This is a genomic window from Hydrotalea sandarakina (assembly GCF_003254115.1).
Lineage (GTDB): Bacteria > Bacteroidota > Bacteroidia > Chitinophagales > Chitinophagaceae > Hydrotalea > Hydrotalea sandarakina.
Genome location: NZ_QKZV01000001.1, coordinates 345,360 through 365,845, shown reverse-complemented (window position 1 = coordinate 365,845; position 20,486 = coordinate 345,360). Strand labels below are relative to the sequence as shown.

20 protein-coding genes are annotated in these 20,486 nt (G+C 35.5%); 10 read left to right on the top strand and 10 right to left on the bottom strand.

The window, feature by feature from the left end; genetic code table 11:
* The first annotated feature begins 40 nt into the window (after positions 1 to 40).
* Entirely contained in the window at positions 41 to 1,450 is a 1,410-nt protein-coding gene (gene mgtE, locus LX80_RS01615; RefSeq protein WP_111293282.1) for a magnesium transporter, read from the top strand.
* 6 nt (positions 1,451 to 1,456) lie between these two features.
* Here mgtE and LX80_RS01610 read toward each other — a convergent pair whose 3' ends face one another.
* Complete coding sequence (locus LX80_RS01610) at positions 1,457 to 3,289, bottom strand: UbiD family decarboxylase (RefSeq protein ID WP_111293281.1); 1,833 nt, start codon at positions 3,287 to 3,289, stop codon at positions 1,457 to 1,459.
* Between the two features lie 166 nt (positions 3,290 to 3,455).
* Between LX80_RS01610 and LX80_RS01605 the strand changes: the two genes are divergently transcribed.
* Both LX80_RS01605 and purE read left to right on the top strand, forming a co-directional pair.
* The gene (locus tag LX80_RS01605; protein WP_111293280.1) at positions 3,456 to 4,187 is read left to right on the top strand and encodes a pyridoxine 5'-phosphate synthase; all 732 of its coding nucleotides are present in this window, start codon (positions 3,456 to 3,458) and stop codon (positions 4,185 to 4,187) included.
* A 3-nt stretch (positions 4,188 to 4,190) separates the two neighbouring features.
* Positions 4,191 to 4,712 (top strand): 5-(carboxyamino)imidazole ribonucleotide mutase, encoded by a 522-nt coding sequence (gene purE, locus LX80_RS01600; protein WP_111293279.1) that lies wholly within the window; start codon positions 4,191 to 4,193, stop codon positions 4,710 to 4,712.
* On the opposite strand, the gene bshC is transcribed toward purE, so the two are convergent.
* Entirely contained in the window at positions 4,709 to 6,313 is a 1,605-nt protein-coding gene (gene bshC / locus LX80_RS01595) for a bacillithiol biosynthesis cysteine-adding enzyme BshC (protein WP_111293278.1), read from the bottom strand. The genes purE and bshC overlap by 4 nt on opposite strands.
* A gap of 50 nt (positions 6,314 to 6,363) precedes the next feature.
* Positions 6,364 to 7,677, bottom strand: a complete 1,314-nt coding sequence (rimO, locus tag LX80_RS01590) for a 30S ribosomal protein S12 methylthiotransferase RimO (RefSeq protein ID WP_111293277.1) — start codon at positions 7,675 to 7,677, stop codon at positions 6,364 to 6,366.
* A 188-nt stretch (positions 7,678 to 7,865) separates the two neighbouring features.
* On the opposite strand from rimO, the gene LX80_RS01585 reads away from it, so the two are divergent.
* Together LX80_RS01585 and LX80_RS01580 are read left to right on the top strand one after the other, a co-directional pair.
* Complete coding sequence (locus LX80_RS01585; protein ID WP_245897921.1) at positions 7,866 to 8,852, top strand: class I SAM-dependent methyltransferase; 987 nt, start codon at positions 7,866 to 7,868, stop codon at positions 8,850 to 8,852.
* A 101-nt stretch (positions 8,853 to 8,953) separates the two neighbouring features.
* On the top strand, positions 8,954 to 9,385 hold the full coding sequence (locus LX80_RS01580; protein ID WP_111293276.1) for a hypothetical protein: 432 nt from the start codon (positions 8,954 to 8,956) through the stop codon (positions 9,383 to 9,385).
* Between the two features lie 39 nt (positions 9,386 to 9,424).
* On the opposite strand, the gene coaE is transcribed toward LX80_RS01580, so the two are convergent.
* The 6 genes from coaE to LX80_RS01550 all read right to left on the bottom strand — a co-directional run bounded on the left by coaE (position 9,425) and on the right by LX80_RS01550 (position 13,070).
* Complete coding sequence (gene coaE, locus LX80_RS01575) at positions 9,425 to 10,012, bottom strand: dephospho-CoA kinase (protein ID WP_111293275.1); 588 nt, start codon at positions 10,010 to 10,012, stop codon at positions 9,425 to 9,427.
* Positions 10,013 to 10,100: 88 nt separating this feature from the next.
* Complete coding sequence (gene yajC / locus LX80_RS01570) at positions 10,101 to 10,445, bottom strand: preprotein translocase subunit YajC (RefSeq protein WP_245897919.1); 345 nt, start codon at positions 10,443 to 10,445, stop codon at positions 10,101 to 10,103.
* Positions 10,446 to 10,485: 40 nt separating this feature from the next.
* Positions 10,486 to 10,938 (bottom strand): DUF1573 domain-containing protein, encoded by a 453-nt coding sequence (locus LX80_RS01565; protein WP_146250354.1) that lies wholly within the window; start codon positions 10,936 to 10,938, stop codon positions 10,486 to 10,488.
* A 12-nt stretch (positions 10,939 to 10,950) separates the two neighbouring features.
* Positions 10,951 to 11,880: a transcription antitermination factor NusB gene (nusB, locus tag LX80_RS01560; protein ID WP_111293273.1), complete on the bottom strand. Its 930-nt coding sequence runs from the start codon at positions 11,878 to 11,880 to the stop codon at positions 10,951 to 10,953.
* 186 nt (positions 11,881 to 12,066) lie between these two features.
* Positions 12,067 to 12,624 carry a globin family protein gene (locus tag LX80_RS01555; protein WP_111293272.1) on the bottom strand — a complete coding sequence of 186 codons (558 nt, stop codon included), beginning with the start codon at positions 12,622 to 12,624 and terminating at the stop codon, positions 12,067 to 12,069.
* Between the two features lie 11 nt (positions 12,625 to 12,635).
* Positions 12,636 to 13,070 carry a hypothetical protein gene (locus LX80_RS01550; RefSeq protein WP_111293271.1) on the bottom strand — a complete coding sequence of 145 codons (435 nt, stop codon included), beginning with the start codon at positions 13,068 to 13,070 and terminating at the stop codon, positions 12,636 to 12,638.
* Between the two features lie 271 nt (positions 13,071 to 13,341).
* Between LX80_RS01550 and LX80_RS01545 the strand changes: the two genes are divergently transcribed.
* Positions 13,342 to 13,623 (top strand): co-chaperone GroES, encoded by a 282-nt coding sequence (locus LX80_RS01545; RefSeq protein ID WP_111293270.1) that lies wholly within the window; start codon positions 13,342 to 13,344, stop codon positions 13,621 to 13,623.
* 80 nt (positions 13,624 to 13,703) lie between these two features.
* Positions 13,704 to 15,338: a chaperonin GroEL gene (gene groL, locus LX80_RS01540; protein ID WP_111293269.1), complete on the top strand. Its 1,635-nt coding sequence runs from the start codon at positions 13,704 to 13,706 to the stop codon at positions 15,336 to 15,338.
* A gap of 210 nt (positions 15,339 to 15,548) precedes the next feature.
* Here groL and LX80_RS01535 read toward each other — a convergent pair whose 3' ends face one another.
* On the bottom strand, positions 15,549 to 16,235 hold the full coding sequence (locus tag LX80_RS01535) for a lysoplasmalogenase (protein ID WP_111293268.1): 687 nt from the start codon (positions 16,233 to 16,235) through the stop codon (positions 15,549 to 15,551).
* A 170-nt stretch (positions 16,236 to 16,405) separates the two neighbouring features.
* Between LX80_RS01535 and LX80_RS01530 the strand changes: the two genes are divergently transcribed.
* The 3 genes from LX80_RS01530 (at position 16,406) to secDF (ending at position 20,463) form a co-directional block, all read left to right on the top strand.
* A complete protein-coding gene (locus tag LX80_RS01530) occupies positions 16,406 to 16,783 on the top strand; it encodes a hypothetical protein (RefSeq protein ID WP_111293267.1) in 378 nt (125 codons plus the stop codon).
* Between the two features lie 9 nt (positions 16,784 to 16,792).
* Entirely contained in the window at positions 16,793 to 17,269 is a 477-nt protein-coding gene (locus tag LX80_RS01525) for an FKBP-type peptidyl-prolyl cis-trans isomerase (RefSeq protein WP_111293266.1), read from the top strand.
* A 98-nt stretch (positions 17,270 to 17,367) separates the two neighbouring features.
* Positions 17,368 to 20,463, top strand: coding sequence for a protein translocase subunit SecDF (gene secDF / locus LX80_RS01520; RefSeq protein ID WP_111293265.1), 3,096 nt, complete (start codon positions 17,368 to 17,370; stop codon positions 20,461 to 20,463).
* Positions 20,464 to 20,486 lie beyond the last annotated feature (23 nt).

Genomic DNA, 20,486 nt, shown 5'->3' with positions numbered 1-20,486 from the left:
TCCTATTTTTTTGTGCTAACCGAAAATATTAAATTGCACTATGGCTGCAAATTCAATTACACCTTCAGTAATAGAAGAAGAGTTTTTACATCATCTTCAACAAGACAATAAAGAAGCATTAGCCTATTTTTTAAATAATTTGCACATTACCGATGTAGTTGAATTGATTAACCAGTATCCTGAGCATGAGGCATACATTATTACATTAATGTCTATGCATAGGGCCATTCATGTATTCAAAATATTAGATTTAGCGCAACAAAAAAAAATCGTCAAATCATTATCAGTAGCCAAAACAGCTGAATTATTAAATGAATTACCACCCGATGACAGAACTTCTTTTTTATCGGAATTACCCAATGCTACTATTCGCGATTTAATTAAACTTTTAAACCCGGAAGAAAGAAAAATTACCCTATCCTTGTTGGGATATCCTGAAGATTCGGTTGGCCGTTTAATGACACCCGATTACGTTTATGTTTATGAATACAATACCATTGAAGAAGTATTTGCCACTATAAGGAAATATGCAAAGAACAGTGAAACCATTGATGTGATTTATGTAATTAACCAAAAAGGTGAACTGTTAGATGATTTACGCATAAAAGATATTTTATTAGCATCGCCTAGTACCCTTGTTTCGGAAATTATGGATGGAAGGGTAATTACCTTAAACGTTCATGATGATCAAGAACATGCCAATCAGGTATTTAAAATGAACAACAGGGTGGCATTGCCGGTTGTGGACGATAATAATATTTTATTAGGCATTGTAACGATTGATGACATTTTATGGGTTACCAATGAAGAGTTTAGTGAAGATATTCAGAAAATTGGTGGAACTGAGGCACTGGATGAACCATATCTTGATATTTCTTTTTTTAAACTAATTAAGAAAAGAGTTGGTTGGTTAATTGTTTTATTCTTAAGCGAAATGCTTACTGCTACTGCAATGGCTTTTTTTGCCGATGAAATTGAAAAAGCTGTCGTACTTTCTATTTTCGTACCACTAATCATGTCAAGTGGTGGCAATAGCGGATCACAAGCATCAACCTTAATCATTCAGGCAATGGCTGTTGGCGAAGTATCCTTAAGTGATTGGTGGCGCGTAATGCGGCGCGAAATAAGCAGTGGTGTGGTTTTAGGAAGCATTTTAGGATTAATTGGTTTTATTCGTATTGCCAGTTGGCATGTATTAATGCAACATGGCATTATTCAAAATTTATATGGCGAACATTGGTTATTAATTGGCCTTACCGTAGGTGTAAGTTTAATTGGCGTGGTATTATGGGGAACATTATCCGGGTCTATGCTACCCATTTTATTAAAAAAATTAGGTGCCGACCCGGCAGTATCTTCCGCACCCTTCGTTGCCACATTGGTTGACGTTACAGGACTGATTATTTACTTTAGTGTAGCATATTTGTTTTTACAAGGTATTCTGCTGTAACAATTCCTATTCAATACCATACAAACTTCCACCTTTCGCAAATAATTTATCAATCTTTTTATTGGTTTCCGGTAAAACTTCAACTGCCGGTGCATGGTGTGGTTTAATACGAGCATCAATAACCAATGGGCCTTTACAACCCCAATGCTTATGCTTTACAAAAGCATGAATACCATGTATATCGTGCGAAGGATTTGAACGCGTAAATGTAACCCACAAAAAATTTTGAAGATTATTAGCAGTAAACCCACTATCATCGCACAGCACAATTATAGCTACATTTTGCAATGCATCTTCCGACAATCCTGTGTTCATGCGTTCTATTAGTTGTACAGTATCTGCCTCGTTGGTATAAACCGGTGCTGAAACCACTACAACACCCGGAAATGCCAATTGTGCATTATACAAAGGGGAACATTCATTCATTCCCAAAGGCACCTCTGTACATAAACTACGAATAGGTTTTCCATAAGCAGCCAAAACTACTTTACTACCCGTATTTAATCCGGTACCGCTATAATCAAGTGTATCAATACTGGTGTTTGTATAAAAATGCACATCCCGGCTAAAGTCTATCCTTTCCAATATATACTGCATAAATGCGGGTACGTTGTGAGCATTTACCGGTGCATCATATTCAGCAGTAATGAATAAATATTTAGCTAAACTTAATTGCCCCGTTCCTAATATATGATTCGCAATGGTTAATATTTCTGCAGGTTGCTGTGTTGGATTATAAGGTGTATAACGCTCACTTCCCACTGCTAATAATAAAGGATGTACACCGGCGGCATCAACAGCATGCACTTCTTTAACACCGGGTATTTCTTTGGCAATGGCATTACCCGTTAACTCATGAATTAAAGCCCCGAAACTAGTATCTTCCTGAGGTGGTCTTCCCACTACCGTAAAAGGCCAAATGGCATTTTTCCGTGCATAAACTTTGTGCACATGCATTACCGGAAATGGGTGTTTTAAACTATAATAACCTAAATGATCACCAAATGGGCCTTCAGGTTTTAATTCACCGGGCAATACCTCACCGGTAATCACAAAATCTGCGTCTGTACTTACCGCAAACCCATCCACATAAGTATATCTAAAACGACGGTTTCCTAAAACACCGGCAAAGGTCATTTCACTCATACCTTCCGGCAAGGGCATTACAGCAGCTAAAGTGTTAGCAGGTGGTCCCCCTACAAAACAACTTACTTTCAACGGTAATCCCTTTGCGTTGGCCTTTGTTTGATGCACGCCTATTCCACGATGCAATTGATAATGCAATCCTATTTCCTTGTTTAAGTTGTAATCATTGCCGGTTAATTGTATTCTATACATACCTAAGTTGGCATGCATAATACCCGGTGCATCAATATCCTCTGTATAAACTTGGGGCAAAGTAACAAATGCACCTCCATCCTTGGGCCAATGTTGAATTAGCGGTAAATCACTAATAGCAATTTCATTTGCTAAAACCGGTTTATGGCTTGGATGCTTTAAAGGGAAAGCTTTCATAGCGGCCCATCCTGTACGCATATTTTTAATGGGCGATTGAATAGCCTTGATTGGATTATTTTTTAGCTCAATTAATTGTTGAACCAAGTTAAAAGTGTCCCTGAAAATAAATTTACTTCTTTCTACTGTTCCAAATATATTTGATGCAGCTCTGAATTTGCTTCCCTTTACATTTTCAAACAATAAAGCCGGGCCACCTGCCGCATGTACCCTTAAATGAATGGCAGCCATTTCTAAATAAGGATCTACTTCTTCTTTTATCCTTACTAAATGGCCATGCTTTTCTAAATCAATTAAACAAGATTCCAAACTGTTATACGACATAATACTGAAACACTTAGGCTTTAAAATTGTTGTTGCGAAGGTAGTGCTGTTTTACGGAAAGATACCTGTTTGCCCTAACGGGTTGAATAGAAAAACAGGAATAGAAAATGAATGAATACTTTTGCCATTTTTACAATTACTTTGCATAATTATATAATCAATCATCATGCATACCCGCTTAAGTGTAAACATTAATAAAATTGCCACATTGCGTAATGCCCGAGGGGGTAACAATCCCAATGTTTTGAAAGCGGCCATCGATGCACAGCTTTTTGGTGCAGAAGGTATTACCGTGCATCCACGCCCCGACGAAAGGCATATTACTTATAAAGATGTACGAGAAATAAAACCCATAATTACCACCGAATTCAATATTGAAGGCAATCCATCTGAAAAAAAATTTGTTGATTTAGTTTTAGAAGTTAAGCCACATCAGGTAACCTTGGTTCCCGATGCTTCACAACAACTTACCAGCGATCATGGATGGGATACCATAAAACACAAAGCATTCTTAATAGACATTATTGGCACTTTTAAAAAAGCCGGAATTCGGGTGTCCATATTTGTTGATCCGGATGTAAAAATGATAGAGGCTGCTGCCAATACTTTTACCGATAGAATTGAACTTTATACAGAAGGATATGCTCGACTATTTGCAGCAGGGCATCCTTTAAAAGCTATTAAACCCTATATTGCCGCAGCCGAACTGGCAAATAAACTTAAATTAGGTATTAACGCAGGCCACGATTTAGATTTACATAATCTGGCTTATTTTAAAAAACATATTCCACATTTAGATGAGGTAAGTATTGGTCATGCACTGATTTGCGATGCACTTTATTTGGGTTTTGAAAATACCATACAACTTTATAAACGTCAATTACAAACTGAAGCATAAATTATGACAACCACAAACATACAAGTAGGCATAGTAATGGGAAGCGATAGCGATCTTCCGGTAATGCAGGCTGCTGCAGATATACTTACACAAATGCAAATTCCGTTTGAGCTAACCATTGTATCTGCTCACAGAACTCCATTGCGCATGATTGAATATGCACAAAAAGCCAAAGAACGGGGTTTGAAAATAATTATTGCAGGTGCAGGTGGTGCTGCTCACTTGCCGGGCATGTTAGCATCTGTTACAACTTTACCGGTAATAGGTGTTCCCATTAAATCTTCCAACTCAATTGATGGATGGGATTCAATTTTATCAATATTACAAATGCCTAACGGTGTACCGGTTGCTACCGTTGCTTTAAATGCAGCCAAAAATGCCGGAATTTTAGCAGCACAAATATTAGGTGCCTTTAATAGTGAAATTGGTATTCAAGTGGCACAATATAAAATGCAACTGGAAAATGATGTAAAAGAAAAAATTGGGAAAGTAAAAAGCAATTGGCCCAATCAGTTTGATAATTAAGGCAATCCAATAACCCCCATTTTTTGCCCAAATTGTTTACTGGCTTTCAAAATTGAATGCAACAAGTTGGGGCCATAATGCGCATAAAGCACAGAAAAATTTTCAACGCGTTCTTGCAAATGATTGTTGGGAAATAAAGCGTTTTTAATTCTTTCTAATCTGTGCATTTCAATTTCATGTTTTCGTTTTTCAGCCTTTATTATTTTTTTCTGCAACACATTTATTTTTTCTAAGGCCTTATGTTGCAATGCTAAAACATGCTTTTCTAATGTAGCATCTGCTTTTACAGCATGTTGCCGCATTTGTTCATACACTTCATTCAGGGCTTTTATTTCCGAGTCTAACAATACATTGTAGTTGCTGTGCTTCAATACATAGTTTTGTTGTAATGTCAGAATAGGCTTAAACAAATCGGCAATAGTAAACTGCATTTGTTGCCATTGTTTTAAACTATTGGAATCGGCTATTACAAATGAGTTTCTCAATAACAAAACAGGATAAGGGATAGCAGCAGCGGCAAATACATTTTTTAATTCTAACCAATAGGCCAATTCGCCCCCGCCACCAATAAACATAATATTGGGCAATATAGTTTCTTGAAATAAACCACGTAAAATTACATTGCCACTAAAACGTTCAGGGTACTGACGCAGCTCGTTCAACATTTCTGTTTTAGTAAATTGCAACTGCGTATTTTTCACTACAAATTTTTCTGAGGCAGCATCCCATTCAATTCTTTCACGATAAGTATCGGTTAAGTAAAACAAATTAATAGATCTACCTTGCGTTTGTATGGGATAATGTTCCTGTAATGCTTTAATTGTGCTTGCTATTGCGTTATGCGAAAACTGTTCCAGTAATTCTTTTTCAACCACCGGTTCAAACACTTTTTTTAAAGCAGCATTATCGGGTATTAAAATTAGCAATCCAAAGTCGGCAAATAAATTATTTACCAATTCAAAAGTTGCTTGCTGAATGGTTTTACCTAACGTGTATGCATTGGCGAAAAGCTGCGATAACTGTTCACCATAGGGTAAAACATTAATCTGTCCTTTTATTTCTTCAATTAATGATAAAAAAAGTTTATCAACTTTCATTCTGCCTACAGCACCCGTTTGGTTGGTTAACCAGGTTAGCTTTTTACCTTGTAACGTTATAGTACCCAATTCCTCTAAATCGGCATCTTCACTACCCATGTAATAAAACGGCACAAAATTGTATTCAGGCAACTGTTGTTGTAAAAATTGAGCCTGCTGTATGGCATGAATTATTTTATAAATAAAGTATAATGGTCCTGTAAAAATATTGGGCTGATGTGCTGTTGTAATGGTAAACGTATTATCCAACAACAATGCGTTTAAATTTTTTTGTTGAACCTCAGTTAGGGTAATTGGGCTGTATTGCTTTAATAAAGCAGCCTGTAAAACTGTTCTATGATTTTTAGTTTTTTGTCGAGCGGCAATTGCAGCTTTTATGCCATCTAATGATACACTATGTTCGTAAAAAGGCCTTAAGGCAGGTTTTTCTGTAACATAATCCATAGCAATAGCTGAAAAAAATCCTGTTTCAGTTATTGGCAAATAATAGCAATTGTCTTCCATGCAACAAAACTTAATCCATTTAAAAATACAAACACTAAAGTTTAATCTATTTATTCATCAACCAATTCGCCCTCAATATCATAATCATACGCCTTGGTAATGCGAACATTAACAAATTGCCCAATAGAAAGTTTTTTATTGGTTGAAATAATTACTTCATTGTCAACTTCTACACTATCAAACTCCGTGCGACCAATAAATCGGCCGGCTTCCTTCTTATCAATAATAACTTTAAACACCTTCCCTACCTTTTCCATATTTTTTTCCAAACTAATCTCCTGCTGCACTTCCATAATTTCCTGAGCACGTTGCTGTTTTACCTCTGCAGGAATATTATCTTCTAAACCATAGGCACTTGTATTTTCTTCATGGCTGTAAGTAAAAATACCCACCCTATCAAACCTGTGTTCTTCTAAAAAACTTTTTAATTCTTCCACATCAGCTTCCGTTTCGCCGGGAAAGCCGGCAATTAAAGTAGTACGCAAACATATACCCGGAACCTCTTGCCGAATGGTTTTAATTAAAGCACTCATTTCTTCACGGGTGCTATTCCTGCGCATAGCCTTTAGCATATTGTTACTGGCATGCTGCAAAGGCATATCTAAATATTTGCATATATTATCTCGTTCACGCATTACTTTTAAAACTTCTAAAGGAAATTTATTGGGGTAAGCATAATGCAACCGAATCCATTCCAGCCCTTGCACATCAGCCAATTTTTCCAATAACGTGTGTAATGACCGTTTTTTGTATAAATCCAAACCATAATACGTTAGCTCTTGTGCAATCAGCATAATTTCCTTCACCCCTTTTTTCACCAATGCTTCGGCTTCGGCAACAATAGCTTCAATAGGTTTACTAACATGGGCACCACGCATTAAGGGTATTGCACAAAAAGCGCATGTACGATTACAACCTTCACTAATTTTTAAATAAGCATAATGTTTGGGGGTACTTAAAAGCCTTTCGCCCAATAATTCCGATTTATAGTCTGCACCCAATTCCTTTAAAATAAGCGGCAGCTCCATTGTGCCAAACCAGGCATCCACTTCCGGAATTTCTTTTTCCAAATCATTTCTGTAACGCTCACTCAAGCAACCTGTTACATAAACCTTATCAAGTTTCCCTCTGCGTTTCAATTCAATCTGATTCAAAATGGTGTCAATACTTTCCTCTTTAGCTTTATCAATAAAACCACAAGTATTTACTACCACAATGTTATGGTCAATTTTATTATTTTCATGCACCACCGGTATAGCATTGGCTGCTAATTGTCCGCTCAACACTTCACTATCAACCAGGTTTTTGCTGCAACCTAATGTAATAATGTTTATTTTGTTTTGTTTTAATGTTTTTGCCTTCATAGAAGCTGCAAAGGTAGCACATATATATTAGCGGTAAGTTACACCCTTGCTAATAATTTTGTTACCGGCTTCGTTACTACTATTAAGCACCGCTTGCGTCGCACACTTGTACGTTCAAAGCGCTATTCAACCGGTTATACAATAATATTTTATGGCTGAATGCGGCTATGCCATTAATTTTGAACAGTATGGAAAGTACGCCCTCATCATCTGAATCTAATTTCGTTTTATCGCCCCAAAAGGCCGAAATGTTTGAAAACCGGCTGAATAAAGTATTTAAACGAAAAAAGAAAATTGCCCAAAAACAGCAAATTACTTGTTGGCGGGTGTACGACCACGATTTACCCGAATTTCCCTTTTGTATTGATTTATATGAAAACCATGTATATGTTGCCGAATACCACCGCAAACACAAAATGTCAGAAGAAGAGCATACACAATGGTTGGAAGCTTGTTTGCAATTAATAAGCACGCATTTAGATGTACCCAATGAAAACATTTACGTTAAACAACGTAAACGAAAGGCCAATCGCAACGACCAATACGAAAAAACCGGTGATGCTCAACAATATTTTACCGTTATGGAAAATGGGCTAAAATTTTTGGTAAACTTAACCGATTATTTAGACACGGGTTTATTTTTAGACCACCGTATTACCCGTCAAATGGTGCGCAGCGAGGCTTTAAATAAACGTGTATTAAATTTATTTGCATATACCGGTTCGTTTTCAGTGTATGCAGCCGCTGGTCAAGCTAGTTCAGTAACTACAGTTGATCTTTCTAAGACTTATTTACAATGGGCGCAGGATAATTTTACAATTAATAGATTGAAAAATAATGCAGCCTATCATTTTATTCATGCCGATGTAAAGCAATATTTAAAAACTTTACAACCCAATAGCTTCGATTTAATCATCATGGATCCGCCTACATTTAGTAACAGCAAACGCATGAAGGATATTTTAGACATTCAACGCGACCATGTTGCTTTACTAAATGATGCTTTACATGCTTTAACGCCGGGTGGCACCATTTACTTCAGCACCAACTATACAAAATTTGTAATGGATGAAGAAAATATTAGGGCAAGCATCATAAAAAATATTACCAATGCCACCACCCCTTTCGATTTTGAGGGCAAATTAAAAAGATGGTGCTACCGCATTACCAAATAAAGCCGATATGTTTAATCTTATAACATTTTAATTTTAAAACCAGCATCACATTCTTTAATTTTACAAAATAATTCGTTTTATAACATTATAAAAACACATGTATGGAATACGCTTTTCAACAAACTACCCTTTCTAAGCATTTATCAGTTGGCGTTTTAACCGGATATTTATTAACCATCCTTAACTTATTATTCGATTTCTTATTACGTTCATTAACCAACTTTACCGATTCTGAATTAATGAATGTTTCTTCCATCATATTCTCTTCTATGTTATTTATGATGATTGCTTGCTTAATCTATCATTTCTTTTATGCCAATTTTAAAATGGCAGGTGGAATTATCTATGTAATTTTAATGGGTATATTAACAATTGTGTTGGTAATTGCTGCCAGCCACTTAACTTTTCATTATACTATTGAAACTTACAATTTTGCAGCTCGTTTACAAATTGTTGGTTATACTGCTATAACAGGTGCTTTTGCTACCATCGTAATTCCTTTAATTTCAAGAGCAGCTAAGTATATATTTTAATTGTACGTTATTACTCATTTCAATTACACAGTTCATTCTTTATTTTGAAAGTGATAAAAAATGGCTGTGTAATTGAAATACTTGTGGTATTAATAATTCTTCTTCATTATTTTGAATAACAAAATGGCATTTCGCCATTTTTTCATTTTCTGGCATTTGTTTACTCATTCTATTCAATACTGCTTCTCTGGAAATATTATCGCGGTGCATTACCCTGCTAATTCTAAGTTCTAAGGGTGCAGTAACACCCACCATATAATCCATTTCTTTATCGGTGCCCGATTCAAAAAACAATGCAGCTTCCTTTACTACATAAGGTGCTTGTTGTTCTGTAATCCATTTTTGCGCATAGGCTATAGTTGCGGGATGCACAATTGCATTTAATTGCTGCAAGGCTTTTGCATCCTTAAAAACTATGTTGGCAATAAAGCTGCGGTTTAATTTCCCATTTACATAAGCATTAGCACCAAACTGATTAGTAATTGACTGTATGAGCGAAGCATCTTCTTCCATTAGTTGTTTCGCTACAGCATCAGCATCTAAAACCGGAACTTGGAATACCTGAAAAACTTTTGCCACAGTAGTTTTACCGCTGCCTATACCACCTGTAAGACCAATTTTAAGCATGTTTAAAATTAATTCATCTCATTTACAATACATAAAAAACCCGGCTTTTGTAATATAAAAGCCGGGTATATGATTTTAAAATATTTTCTTATTTTTTTTCAGCGGCAGCAGTTGCTTTGTTTAAAGCAGCAGTCCATTCCATGCTAATAGCTGATTTTTCAATTTTTAAATAACTACCGGGGTTTACTTCAATTTGCAATGTACCATCTTCATTTATTTTGTAAACAGTAGCATGAATGCCGGCTAACGTTACAATTTTGTCACCTTTCTGCAAATTATCTATAAACTTTTTTTGTTCTTTAGCTTTTTTGGCTTGTGGGCGAATCATGAAAAAATAAAATACTGCAATAATGGCTAACATTAAAAATAATTGTACAGAACCACCACCTTGTTGAGGGTTACCAGCCATTAAAATAACGTTGAAATTTAACATGTGTTTTTTGTTTTATTGATTGTTTTAAAAAATACGTTTTTTATTTTGTTGAATTGGTTGAATCGGTTGTTACATCTCCTCGGAAAAACAAATAATGTTCAGTTCCATTTTTCGTGTTTGTATTGACAATGATGGTTTTAAAAACATTGCCGGGCGCTACATGTTCACTGTTAAATGCAGCTTCAATTAAACCTTCCGATCCGGGCATAATTGGATGCTTAGTATAATCTGCAACAGTACAACCACAAACAGGCCTAACGTTTACCAATATTAGTGGCTCTGTGCCAATATTTTTACAACGAAAATGTACTGTTACCTGCTCACCTTTTGTAATTGTTCCAAAATTCACAATACTGTCAATCCATTTAACCATGGTATAGTGGCTGGTATCAAACGCAGCTGCCATAGCAGGGTTATTATCAGCCTTACCGGAATGGCAGGCGAATATAATAAAGTAACAACAACCTATTATCAGAATTTTGCTAAAATTCATGTGTGCCACTTTTTAGTTACCGGGTTTATAGGCTACTTTTTCAATTTTACCCTCATTGGCCAAATCTTTATGAATAGCATCTAAAATACCGTTCACAAACTGTCCGCTTTGAGGTGTACTGTATTCTTTGGCAATATCAATATACTCGTTAATGGTAACTTTCACCGGTATAGTTTCAAAAAACAAAAATTCACAAACTCCTAAACGCATTATAATCATATCTAATAAAGCAATGCGTTCCATATCCCAGTTATTGAGTTTGGGCTTTATAATGTTTAAGGTTACTTCTTTTTTATCAATAGCAGTTAACAATAACTCTTTGGCAAACTTCCATTTTTCTTCACCCAATAATTCCGGAAAATGGCTGGCTGCCGGCTTTTGAATCATTTCTGCAACAAACTGCATAATCATTTCACCATCATCTTGCCAATTGGGAAATACATCTTCCACATGGGTTTCAAAATCTTCATTGGGCAAAATGCATTCATTCAACATGAACAGTAAAATGGATTTCTCGTTACGTATATCACGACTTTGTTCAGCGATATAAGTTTTATATTCCGGTTTATTTACTATTTGCAAATAAAGCTTACGTACCAGTTCAGTATCAATAAACGTAGCCGGATTTAAACTTTTAACAGCATGTTGTATTGCAGGCAATTCCAATATTTGCCATAATACAGTATTGCCGGCAATTTTTGTACTTACGTTCAAATCTTCAACGGTAGTGATATGTTTATTGGCTTTTATGCGGGCATCCTGTTCAGCGTATTTAGCAACTTCGCTTAAAAAATAAATAATGTAAACAAACAAATCACTTGTTTTTTTAAAATTATTTTCTAATTGTTGAACGGGATTTTTAATATTTTCTGACTCTTTAGAACTTTCAATTACATACAGTAATTGCATTACTTTAACACGTATATTTCGTCTGCTAATCATTGCTAAAAGAACTGTTTTAGTGGCAGCAAAAGTAATGGTTTATATGTAGTTTCCAAATGCAAGTGCAACTTATTACCATAATAATGTGTATTTAAATAAATACAGTTTAAAATAAAAATAGCTATGTTTACTTTCAACATAGCTATTCATTATAATGCTTAAGTGTTATTGAAAAGCAGGGATTTGTTATGCTTGCACCACTTGCGAACGAACAGAGTTAATAATAGTTCCTAATCGGGCAATTAAATAATCAGGTAGTCCATTTTTTTTGGCAGCAATAACAACATCAGCAACAAACGAATCAAAATCGTCATTCATTGCCTTTCCATTCATTCTTGGATTAGTAGCCGGGTTATGCGCTGAAACCATATCTTTTCCGGTATAGGAAAAATTTTTGGCTCCTGTTGCTACGCAAAAGAAGTCGGTTAAATTCTTACTTAAAGCATTGAATCCGCTTAAGTTTCCGGAAGAAACCTCCTGCAATAAAACTTTAAAATAACTATTGATGCTTGTATCGGCAGCAATTACAAAAATGGCACTATCCACTACCGACCGTATGCCTAAACGACCTTTCTCAATCATGGCCCCTTGCATGGCCGGATCGGGCACCATAGCTGTTCCGCCTAATGAGTCATACAATGTTTGTGGCATATTTGGGGCACTATTTGATTTTTTACAGGAAATGCCTAATGCCAAAACGATACCTAAAAAGGCCACCAATAAAGTGATTTTTGCTTTTTTCATATTATTTGATTTTAATTGTTGACAGAATGAAAGAACCAACGTGATAACTGTTCTATTTTTTGTTGGGTTGAAATGGATACAACCGGGCAACCATTTTCAATTTCTTCTTTAGCAGGTAGGTACCGAGTAGCCGGAATTTGCATGTACTCGGATAATTGCTTGGCTAATTGCGTAGCATTTACTTGAGCCGGATAAAAAGTAAAAACTGCAATTTTCGAAGCAGTATTACACAATACATGGGTAACTCCTTTTTGTGCATAAAGCCATGCTGTTATAGCTTTTCCTTGAGCATCATTTAAGGGCACTTGAAAATCTATTCGAGCCATGGCCACATTTAAAACATTAGTTTTTGTTGGCCTTGTAACCCAAATTATATGCACAACCAATATTATAAATAGAGCCAGTGTAGTAATCAAAATACTTTTTACAACTGTTTTACTGCGCATAACAACAAATTTTAAAATACATACGTATGTGCTGATTATATGGATTTGTTGCGATTGCTTTTCTTTAATTTTTTGTATAAGTGCAATTTTGACACACAAACAATTTTATTTGTCATTCATTTATTCATTCTGCTGCCAGCATTCACAAGTATATTGAGTAATTGAAGCAAAAACCTGCAAATTTGACTTGCTTCTGTTGCGTGGCATAAAAATGGCTAGAGGTGGGACATTCTAAATCAGTTTTCTTTAAAAACTTAAAAAACAATAACGTATGGCTAAAAAATTAAACGTTACTCCGCTTCACGACAGGGTAATTGTTAAGCCTGCTGCTGCTGAAGAAAAAACTGCAGGTGGTATTATTATTCCGGACACAGCAAAAGAAAAACCCCAAAAAGGTTCTGTAGTAGCTGTTGGTGCCGGAAAAAAAGATGAACCTTTAACCGTAAAAGTTGGCGACACCGTTTTATATGGTAAATATGCCGGAACTGAAATTCAAATTGAAGGAGAAGATTTATTAATAATGCGCGAAAGCGACATTTTGGCAATTGTTTAATTATCGTAAAAACAATCATTGCCGTTAATAATCGCTCTAACATTATAAAAAAATTCCCAAACTTTTAAAAAAATTAAAAGATGGCCAAACAAATTTTCTTTGATATTGAAGCAAGAAATAAAATGAAAAAAGGCGTTGATGTATTAGCCAACGCTGTTAAAGTTACATTAGGCCCCAAAGGCAGAAATGTTGTTATTGAAAAGAAATTTGGTGCACCACAGGTTACTAAAGATGGTGTATCCGTTGCAAAAGAAATTGAATTAGAAGATCCCATTGAAAACATGGGTGCACAAATGGTAAAAGAAGTAGCCTCAAAAACTGCCGATATAGCAGGTGATGGTACAACTACTGCTACCGTTTTAGCACAAGCTATTATTAGCGAAGGTTTAAAAATGGTAGCTTCAGGTGCTAACCCAATGGATTTAAAACGTGGTATTGATAAGGCTGTTAGCTTAGTAGTTGAAAACTTAAAGGCACAAAGCCAAGCTGTTGGAAATGATTCTAAAAAAATTCAACAGGTTGCTACTATTTCAGCCAATAACGATGAAACCATTGGTAAGTTAATTGCTGAAGCTTTCTTAAAAGTTGGTAAAGAAGGGGTTATTACCGTTGAAGAAGCCAAAGGTACTGATACCACTGTTGAAGTAGTAGAAGGTATGCAATTCGACAGAGGTTATATTTCTCCTTACTTCGTTACCAACAGCGAAAAAATGGAGGCAGAATTACAAAATCCTTACATTTTAATTTATGATAAGAAGATTTCTGCCATGAAAGACATTTTGCACATCTTAGAAAAAGTTGCGCAAAGTGGTCGCCCATTGTTAATTATAGCTGAAGACTTAGAAGGCGAAGCATTGGCCACATTAGTAGTTAACAAATTACGCGGTACTATTAAAGTAGCTGCTGTAAAAGCTCCCGGATTTGGCGATAGAAGAAAAGAAATGTTACAAGATATTGCCATTTTAACTGCCGGTACAGTTGTAAGCGAAGAACAAGGCTTTAAATTAGAAAATGCAGATTTAAGCTACTTAGGTCAAGCGGCTTCTGTAACTATCGACAAAGACAATACTACCATTGTAGGTGGTAAAGGCAAAAAAACAGATATTACCGCAAGAATTAATCAAATTAAGGCTCAAATAGAAAATACAACTTCTGATTACGATAAAGAAAAATTACAAGAGCGTTTAGCTAAATTATCAGGCGGTGTAGCCGTATTGTATGTAGGTGCTGCTACTGAAGTTGAAATGAAAGAAAAGAAAGACCGCGTTGATGATGCTTTACATGCTACCCGTGCTGCAGTTGAAGAAGGTATTGTACCCGGTGGTGGTGTTGCCTATATTCGTTCAATTGAAGTATTGGACAGCAAAATCAAAGGTCAAATTGCCGATGAGCAAACCGGTATGGCCATTATCCGTCGTGCATTGGAAGAGCCTATTCGCATTTTAACTACCAATACCGGTGTTGACGGTTCAATTGTAGTTCAAAAAATTAAAGAAGGTAAAGACGACTTCGGATTTAATGCAAGAACTGAGCAATACGAAAACTTATTTAAGGCTGGTGTAATTGACCCAACCAAAGTAAGCCGTGTTGCTTTAGAAAATGCTGCTTCTATTGCCGGAATGTTCTTAACTACCGAATGCGTAATTGCAGACAAACCTAAACCGGAAACACCTGCAGCACACCCTGCACCTGATATGGGCGGTATGGGTTACTAATCCCTTCCAAACATTCTGTCATAAACACATATTCAATCCCGAAATGATTAATTTTAGTTGTTTCGGGATTTTTTTTCGATTTTTTAAAGCGTCAAAAATTTGAGTGTATATGAGATGGATTGAAACAGTTAAGACATGGATAACCGCATTATTCTTTAAAAAAGACGACGACTTTAATAATCCCTTCCTCATTTTATGAGGAATTTTTTTTTATCCTCTTAGGTAATGGGCAAATCCATCGGCCAATAAACTAATGGCATAACCATAACTTACCATTACTACCACGCTTAAAAATGACACATCTGTGTACAAAAACATTCTAAGTGCTAAAACAGAATCTGAAATCATGAATAAAACAGCACCGGGAATAAAAAAATTGATTGCCAAATTTTGTTTACTTCTACTGCCTAATAAGTTAACTGTTGACAGAGCCATTAAACTTATAATTACCATATACACCAATATAGGTATTTTCATGTTACCCAAATTTGGCCCTATAAAATGCAGGATAGCATAATTCCAGCATATTAAAATAGCCAATCCAATAACAACTTCCTGGCTGTGTTTTATTTCGGGTTTGTGCATGCGTATAAAAATAGCAGCCCAAATTAAATGAGCGGCAATAAAAGCCAACATACCAACTATAAACCAAAAATTGCCTTTTCCCATTAAAAACACATCGCCCAACCAAGCACATAAAAAAGCAATAAATACAAACTTTTTGGTGTGTTTAAATAAATGAGGTTTTGCATTCAGAAAAATATAAAATAATAACACAGGTATTAATACGGGTTTGGTAAGGTATCGTAAGCCTTCTTTTTCTGTTAATATTAAATAGCAATCGGCTAATAGAAAAAACCAAAAAACCAATATCCCATGCTTTTTTAATAGGCGCATGCAGTTAATTTTTGTAATTGAATATTACGAAAATAAGTGGTTTCGTTAAAAAAGGTACTTTTTTATGAAACAGACCCAAAACTTTGATTTAATAAAGTACTATGAAGAGTAGATATTGTTTAAAAAAATCAGCAAGCTGTTTTTTGAATAGCAACTACTAATTTTGCGCCATGTTAACCGATAAAGAAGAAAAATTTATAAAATACTGGGCCGAAAATGGCGAAAAGCAAAAGCATGGTGCTCGTTCGCTATTAAAAGGCTTTTCCTTAGGTATGAGTATCGGTGTGGCAATAATTTTATTAATAGCAGCAGGTTGGTACGAACGAGCAGACATGGAAGCTCACAGCAAATTAAATCCATTTTTTTTATTATTCATTATTTTAATTTTAGCCCTTTTCATGGCATTTTTATACCGTAATTACAGGTGGGAAATGAACCAGCAGTACTATTTAGAATTACTGGCGAAACAAAAAAGAATTAATAAAAGCAATTCATCTAATAATCAAAACTCAACCAACAATTTAAATACTAAAGAGAATAACCCATAAATTTCCACAATGATTAAAACACTTTTCTACTGTTGTATTACAGCTTTTGTTTTTGCTGCATGTTCCAAATCCAACTCAGGCACTCAATCTTGTCAACCTGCTTCAGTAGCATCCGAAAAAAATGCCATGGCTGCCTACTGTACTGCCAATGGCATAAACTACCAAACAGATACCAGTGGCATCATGTATCAAATTATTAATCCCGGAACCGGAGCCACTCCAACCCTTAATTCAAGAATTTTCATTACCTATTCCGGAAAATTATTGAATGGAACCACTTTTGACGCACAAACCAATGCAGCGCAAACAGGCTGGTTGTTAAGTTCGTTAATACCCGGCTGGCAAATTGCGTTACCCTTCATAAAAAAAGGAGGCGAAATTAAAATTGTCATTCCCTCGTCATTGGCATATGGCTGCACAGGAGCCGGTCCTATACCACCCAATGCACCACTTTTTTTTGATATTAACCTGGTAGATGTTCAATAATTTTTTTAACACCCGTTTACTATTGTTAATTTCTAATTAAATATCATTTTCATTCCCCTATCTTTGCCCACTCTAAAATTTAATAAACCCTTACTAGTATGCAACTGAAAGGTTTAGTGCGATTTTTTACGATTGCTCTTATTCTAATTTGTATTTATCAGCTGTCTTTTACATGGATTGTAAAAAGTCATGAAAGTGCTATGGAAGCCAAGGCCGAAAAATACATACAGGCCTTCCCATCTCCTATGGTAAAGTATGCCAACAATCCTACTTTACGCGATTTATATGCCGACACTTTAAAGCAATTGAAAGAAGCAGAGTACAAAAGATTAATCGATAGTACTCAAGATTTTAAAATTGGTCCCTTTGGTTTAACAACTTATCGTAGTGCAAAAGATAAAGAGTTACTACTCGGATTAGACTTACAAGGTGGAATGAGTGTTACTTTGGAAGTGCAATTAGATGCATTAATTAAGTCGTTAGCCGATTACACCAAAGACCCGCAATTCAATCAGGCTTTAGAGGCTGCCGTTAACAAAAAAGCCAATAGCGGGGCCGATTTAATTACCCTGTTTGTTGATGAGTTCAAAAAAATTAATCCCAATGTTCAATTGGCTCCTTATTTCGTTGCCAGAAGCAATGGAAAATTAAAATACAACACATCAAACGATGATGTAATTAATTACTTGAGAGAACAAGCTACTTCCGCTTTCAACAATACATTACGGGTTTTAAGAACACGTATAGATAAATTTGGTGTATCATCACCCAATATCAATCCCGATCCCGCTAAAGGAATTATCAATGTTGAATTGGCCGGTATAACTGATCCTGAAAGAGTAAGAAATTACTTGCAATCAACCGCAAACCTTCAGTTTTTTGAAGTATATACCGCTGAAAGCCCCGAACTAGTGAATGGTTTAATCAATGCAGATAAAGCATTGCAAGATTATTTGAATGGTATAAAAGCTACCGATACTTCCAAAACACAAAAACCAACGGCTACCAGCACAGCGGTTCAAAATACTGATACTACCAAAACAGCTACCCTATCACAATTAACAGGCAGTGAAAATAAAAACAGTGCAGTTAATGATTCTACTACATTTAAAAACAATGAAAATCCATTAAGAAGATTATTATTGCCCGGCCCTCAACCCTATCGTAATGCTGCCGGAAAAGTGGTATATCCCGGTGTTATTGCCATGATTCAAGTAAAGGATACCAGCACCTTTAATAAATACATGCGCATGGATATTGTGAAAAGCAAATTCCCGCCCAACCTTGTATTTATGTACGGTAAACCTGATAATGCCGGCAATGACCCCAAGGCTAAAAACTTCTTGAATTTATATGCCATTAAAACATTAGATAATGGCCAAGCAGAATTAGAAGGCGAACATGTTACCAATGCACGTCAAGATAATGATGAAAGAGGTCGTGTGGTAATTAGTATGTCAATGGATAATGTGGGTACAAATATTTGGGCGAAAATGACTGCCAGAAATATTGATAAACCCATTGCCATTGTGTTGGATAACTTTGTTTATTCCGCCCCCAATGTAAATGATGCCATAACTACCGGAAACTCACAAATTTCAGGAAACTATACAGTTAAAGAAGCACAAGACTTAGCTGAAATTTTAACCAGTGGTAAATTAACTGCTCCTGCTAAAATTGTACAGGAACAAATTGTTGGTCCTACCTTAGGTTCTGCTGCAATTAAAGGTGGGGCATTAGCTTTCTTCATCTCCTTCTTAGTAATATTTGCTTTAATGCTAATTTATTACAACACCGGTGGATGGGTAGCCAACATTGCTTTAATTTTAAACCTATTATTCACAATAGGTATTTTAAGCGCATTAGGCTTCACTTTAACAGCAGCCGGTATTGCAGGTTTAGTACTAACCGTTGGTATGGCGGTAGATACGAACGTAATTATTTTTGAAAGAATTAAAGAAGAGCTTACAAAAGGTAAAAGCTACCAAAATGCAATTAATGATGGTTATAAACGTTCATTAGCACCGGTATTGGATGCGCACGTTACTACTTTGTTAACCGCAATTATACTTGCTTACTTTGGTTTGGGTCCTGTATTGGGCTTTGCAACTACCCAAATTATAGGTATCTTATTGTCATTATTCTGTGGTATTCTGGTGTCAAGAATGATTACAGATATTTACATGACCAGAAAAAGGCACTTTAATTATTTCACCGGTATTTCAAGAAAAATATTTAAACACTCTGCATTCAAGTTTATTGAATATAGAAAAATTACCTATGTTATTTCAGCAATTGTATTTGCTTTAGGTATAGGGTCCTATTTCAATGGTTTTGATGAAGGTGTTGAATTTGAAGGTGGTAGAAGTTATACTATAAAATTCGAAAAAGCAGTAAATCAGCAACAATTAGCTGATGCTCTAAGACCTGTATTGGGCGGTGAATTGCCCATTATTAAAACAGTGGGCACCAATAATCAGTTAAACATTACCACTGCTTATTTAATTAAGGATACAAAGCCAAATACCGATTCTGTTGTTGAACACACTATTTATGAGGGTTTAAAGAATTACTTGCCCGAAGGAACTACTTATTATGATTTTGATAAGAAGTTCAAACAAAGTTCACAAACAGTGCAGCCTTCCATTTCAGATGAACTGAAAGCCGGTGCTAAAAAGGCAACAATTATTGCTGTAATTATCATTTGCTTGTACATATTCATTCGATTCAGAGATTGGCGTTATTCATTGGGTACTATATTCTCGTTAATGCACGACGTATGTGTAACCTTAGCTGTATTCTCTTTCTTTAGGAAGATTGTACCTTTCCCATTAGAAATTGATCAGCATTTTATTGCGGCCATTCTAACCGTAATTGGTTTTTCAATGAATGATACTGTAATTGTATTTGATAGAATTAGGGAAAATAGCCACTTAATGAAAGGTGCATCAAAAGGTGCCATCATTAACAAATCAATTAATGATACATTGAGTCGTACCATTATGACTTCTCTAACAGTATTCTTAACATTGTTAATATTATTCATATTTGGTGGTGAAGTAACTCGTGGATTCTCATTTGCCATGTTAATTGGTGTAATTACCGGTACCTACTCGTCTATATTTGTGGCTGCACCAATTTTGGTTGATATGGCCAAAGACAAACCATTGGGCGATTCATCTGAAAAAAAATAACCAATAAAATTTCATTTTAAAAT

Coding starts and splice junctions, on each gene's coding strand:
- LX80_RS01545 (WP_111293270.1), top strand. CDS start 13,342: ATGGCTAAAAAATTAAACGTTACTCCGCTTCACGACAGGGTAATTGTT.
- LX80_RS01580 (WP_111293276.1), top strand. CDS start 8,954: ATGGAATACGCTTTTCAACAAACTACCCTTTCTAAGCATTTATCAGTT.
- LX80_RS01555 (WP_111293272.1), bottom strand. CDS start 12,624: ATGAAAAAAGCAAAAATCACTTTATTGGTGGCCTTTTTAGGTATCGTT.
- LX80_RS01530 (WP_111293267.1), top strand. CDS start 16,406: ATGTTAACCGATAAAGAAGAAAAATTTATAAAATACTGGGCCGAAAAT.
- groL (WP_111293269.1), top strand. CDS start 13,704: ATGGCCAAACAAATTTTCTTTGATATTGAAGCAAGAAATAAAATGAAA.
- purE (WP_111293279.1), top strand. CDS start 4,191: ATGACAACCACAAACATACAAGTAGGCATAGTAATGGGAAGCGATAGC.
- rimO (WP_111293277.1), bottom strand. CDS start 7,677: ATGAAGGCAAAAACATTAAAACAAAACAAAATAAACATTATTACATTA.
- yajC (WP_245897919.1), bottom strand. CDS start 10,445: ATGTTAAATTTCAACGTTATTTTAATGGCTGGTAACCCTCAACAAGGT.
- LX80_RS01565 (WP_146250354.1), bottom strand. CDS start 10,938: ATGAATTTTAGCAAAATTCTGATAATAGGTTGTTGTTACTTTATTATA.
- secDF (WP_111293265.1), top strand. CDS start 17,368: ATGCAACTGAAAGGTTTAGTGCGATTTTTTACGATTGCTCTTATTCTA.
- nusB (WP_111293273.1), bottom strand. CDS start 11,880: ATGATTAGCAGACGAAATATACGTGTTAAAGTAATGCAATTACTGTAT.
- LX80_RS01605 (WP_111293280.1), top strand. CDS start 3,456: ATGCATACCCGCTTAAGTGTAAACATTAATAAAATTGCCACATTGCGT.
- LX80_RS01610 (WP_111293281.1), bottom strand. CDS start 3,289: ATGTCGTATAACAGTTTGGAATCTTGTTTAATTGATTTAGAAAAGCAT.
- LX80_RS01550 (WP_111293271.1), bottom strand. CDS start 13,070: ATGCGCAGTAAAACAGTTGTAAAAAGTATTTTGATTACTACACTGGCT.
- LX80_RS01525 (WP_111293266.1), top strand. CDS start 16,793: ATGATTAAAACACTTTTCTACTGTTGTATTACAGCTTTTGTTTTTGCT.
- bshC (WP_111293278.1), bottom strand. CDS start 6,313: ATGGAAGACAATTGCTATTATTTGCCAATAACTGAAACAGGATTTTTT.
- coaE (WP_111293275.1), bottom strand. CDS start 10,012: ATGCTTAAAATTGGTCTTACAGGTGGTATAGGCAGCGGTAAAACTACT.
- mgtE (WP_111293282.1), top strand. CDS start 41: ATGGCTGCAAATTCAATTACACCTTCAGTAATAGAAGAAGAGTTTTTA.
- LX80_RS01585 (WP_245897921.1), top strand. CDS start 7,866: ATGGAAAGTACGCCCTCATCATCTGAATCTAATTTCGTTTTATCGCCC.
- LX80_RS01535 (WP_111293268.1), bottom strand. CDS start 16,235: ATGCGCCTATTAAAAAAGCATGGGATATTGGTTTTTTGGTTTTTTCTA.